We start from the raw sequence: 257 nt of genomic DNA on the forward strand, positions 1-257 counted from the left end.
GGCAGCAACAGCGAACGAACCGCCGCCCTCAACGACTACCTCCACACCTACAACTACCATCGCTGCCACACCGCACTCGAAGGCCAGCCCCCGATCACCCGCGTTAACAACGTCGCGGGTCAATACACCTAGGTCCTGTCCTGTCGATCTTGTCGGATCAGCCCGCGGCTCCCCCAGGCTCCTCCCCCAGACTTCGTCTGGGAGGTGCCCCCAGGGAGGTGCCCCCAGATGCGGTGCTCCCCCAGGCCCTTGGGGGC

General features: G+C 66.1%; 1 pseudogene. It reads left to right on the plus strand.

Annotated elements, in window-relative coordinates:
• Nucleotides 1-132 (plus strand): annotated as a pseudogene (locus RM779_RS33510) (IS481 family transposase); the annotation flags it as partial.
• Nucleotides 133-257: the final 125 nt, after the last annotated feature.

It is taken from the genome of Streptomyces johnsoniae, from assembly GCF_031845565.1.
GTDB classification, from domain to species: Bacteria; Actinomycetota; Actinomycetes; order Streptomycetales; family Streptomycetaceae; genus Streptomyces; species Streptomyces johnsoniae.